Consider the following 2,306-nt stretch of genomic DNA (forward strand, 5'->3'; position numbering starts at 1 on the left):
CCCCTCGTGCGCGGTCGCCGACCGGCGGGGAAGGCGCCGGGGCCGGTCCGTACCGCGGGGCGTCGTCGGCCGGCCGAGAGCGGGCGGCGCCCCCGATGATGCCTCATCGGGTGTCCGGTACGGGCGGCACCGGTTCGCCGTCGAGGTGCGGGACGGTGACGGCGGTGAGCAGCAGGCCGCGGTCGGCGAGCCAGTGGCCGTCGAAGCCGGTGAGCTCGCCGCCGTCCAGCGTCGGCCCGGTCACCAGCAGCTTCGCGGTGAACGTGCCGCGCGCCCGGGAGGCGGTCACCGGCCCCGCCAGCGCCGTGCCCGGGTCGATGGTGATGGCGGCGTCCTCGAAGCCGAGCCAGCGCCGGGCCAGTGGGAACCACGCCTTGTACACCGACTCCTTGGCGCTGAACAGCAGCCGGTCCCAGCGCACGGCGGGCCGGGTCCGGTTGAGGGTGGCGAGCCAGCCCTCCTCGGCCGGGACGGTGATCTGCGCCGTGACGCCCTCGGGGTTGGGCTCGTTCGGTTCGGCATCGATGCCGATCGTGCGCAGCCGGCCGGCGAACGCCACCGCCGCCGCCCGGTAGCCGGCGCAGTGGGTGATGCTGCCGACCACCCCGTCCGGCCACTGGGGGGCGCCACGATCGCCCGGCAGGATCGGTGCCGGCGGCAGGCCGAGGCCGGTCAGCGCCCGGTGCGCGCAGATCCTGGCGGTGGTGAACTCCCGGCGGCGCTTGTCGACGGCGCGGACGAGCAGCGCGGCCTCCGCGGGAAACAGCACGGCGTCCGGGTCGTCCTCGAACGCCTCGACGGCGACGGCCGCGTCCGGCAGCAGGCTGGCCAGCATCCCGGTCAGCTCCGTGCCGTCGACGCCGACGCCGCCCGCCCCTGCGCCCCCGCGGCCGGCCCGCCGCCGGGCTCCGGCGGGTAGGGCAGGATCTGGCGGGGGCCGGCGAAAGGCCGACCGTAGGCCTCCCACGCGACGCGTTCCCGCGGGTACCCCATCGAGACCTCCTCGAAGCGGACGCCGTCATACCAGGTCGTGCGGGGGATGTGCAGGTGGCCGTAGACGACCGCCGCCGGGCGGAAACGTCGGTGCCAGTCGGCGGTGGCCGTCGTTCCGCACCACAGCGCGAACGTCGGGTAGCGCAGGATGTCCGTGGGTTCCCGGACGAGCGGCCAGTGGTTGACGAGGACCGTCGGCACGGCCGGGTCGAGGGCGGCCAACCGCTCGGCGGTGTAGGCGACCCGGGCCCGGGACCAGGCGTCGATGGTGGGATACGGATCGGGGTGCAGCAGCCACTCGTCGGTGCACACCACCCCGGTCTCCCGGGCCAGGGCGAGGGCCTGCTCCTTCGTCGCCGTGCCCGCCGGGCGGAAGCTGTAGTCGTACAGGGCGAACAGCGGCGCGACGACCACCGGGCCGCCTTCGCCCGTCCACACCGGGAACGGATCCTCCGGGGTGACCACGCCGAGGCCGCGGGCGATCTCGACCAGGTGGCGGTATCGCTCCTCGCCGCGCAGTCGGAGCGGATCGTGCTTCGGCGTCCACAGCTCATGGTTGCCGGGTACCCAGATCACTTTGGCGAAACGCTGGGTGAACAGTCGCCAGATCGCCTCGATCTCGCCGGCGACCTCGGCCACGTCACCGGCCAGAATCAGCCAGTCCGCCGGCGAACCGGGCTCGATACCCTCGACAATCAGCCGGTTCTCCGAATAACCGACATGAATATCACTGACGGCCATCAGCCGACCGGGCGGCGCAGGTGAATCCACGGGGGACACGTCGAAAAGCCTACCGGCGCAAGCCGGCATGTGTCCGGCCGACGGTCGAACCTCGGGTCGTCGCCCGCCCGACAGCGCCGCTACCAGGACTTCGGCACCGCCGGGCGGGGTGGATGTTCACGACGGCCGAACATCGGGCATGCCGTCATGGATCATCGCCCCGCAGGCCGCCGACCGGCCGCCGGGGACCGACCCGGAGTGGAGTGGATGATGGGTGACAGCTTCGGCACGACGCTGCTCGTCGTCCTCGGTGTGCTCGTGGCCCTCGGCCTCGCGCTGGCAGTGGCCGCCCTGGTCGTCATCCGCCGCTACGACCTGCCGCTGCGCGGCACCGTGGCAACGCTGGCCAGCCTCGCCTATGTCGTCTCGCCCGTCGACGCGGTCCCGGAGATACCGCTCGGGCCGATCGGCCTGATCGATGATCTCATGGTGATCGTTGCCGCGGTCGTGTACGTCCGCGGCCTGATCGCCGCCCGCCGCGGCCTCGACCCGGCCGGGCTCGACCACCCCGGCCGCGCGCCCCGCGACCTGCC

General features: G+C 73.6%; 3 protein-coding genes. 1 reads left to right on the forward strand and 2 read right to left on the reverse strand.

The features are described from left to right. Nucleotides 1-103 precede the first annotated feature (103 nt). Both ND748_RS30285 and ND748_RS30290 read right to left on the reverse strand, forming a co-directional pair. Nucleotides 104-835, reverse strand: coding sequence for a 4'-phosphopantetheinyl transferase (locus ND748_RS30285; RefSeq protein WP_251749658.1), 732 nt, complete (start codon nucleotides 833-835; stop codon nucleotides 104-106). A 5-nt stretch (nucleotides 836-840) separates the two neighbouring features. Next, the gene (locus ND748_RS30290; RefSeq protein WP_285902923.1) at nucleotides 841-1,803 is read right to left on the reverse strand and encodes a metallophosphoesterase; all 963 of its coding nucleotides are present in this window, start codon (nucleotides 1,801-1,803) and stop codon (nucleotides 841-843) included. Nucleotides 1,804-1,983: 180 nt separating this feature from the next. On the opposite strand from ND748_RS30290, the gene ND748_RS30295 reads away from it, so the two are divergent. Next, nucleotides 1,984-2,306: YkvA family protein (locus tag ND748_RS30295; protein WP_251749662.1), on the forward strand; the 323-nt coding region annotated here is incomplete at its 3' end.

The organism is Frankia sp. AiPs1 (genome assembly GCF_023716945.1).
In the GTDB taxonomy this organism is placed as follows: domain Bacteria; phylum Actinomycetota; class Actinomycetes; order Frankiales; family Frankiaceae; genus Frankia.

Bases quoted from the DNA above. Each gene is read 5' to 3' on its own strand.
- ND748_RS30290 (WP_285902923.1), bottom strand. From the start codon at position 1,803: ATGCCGGCTTGCGCCGGTAGGCTTTTCGACGTGTCCCCCGTGGATTCA.
- ND748_RS30285 (WP_251749658.1), bottom strand. From the start codon at position 835: ATGCTGGCCAGCCTGCTGCCGGACGCGGCCGTCGCCGTCGAGGCGTTC.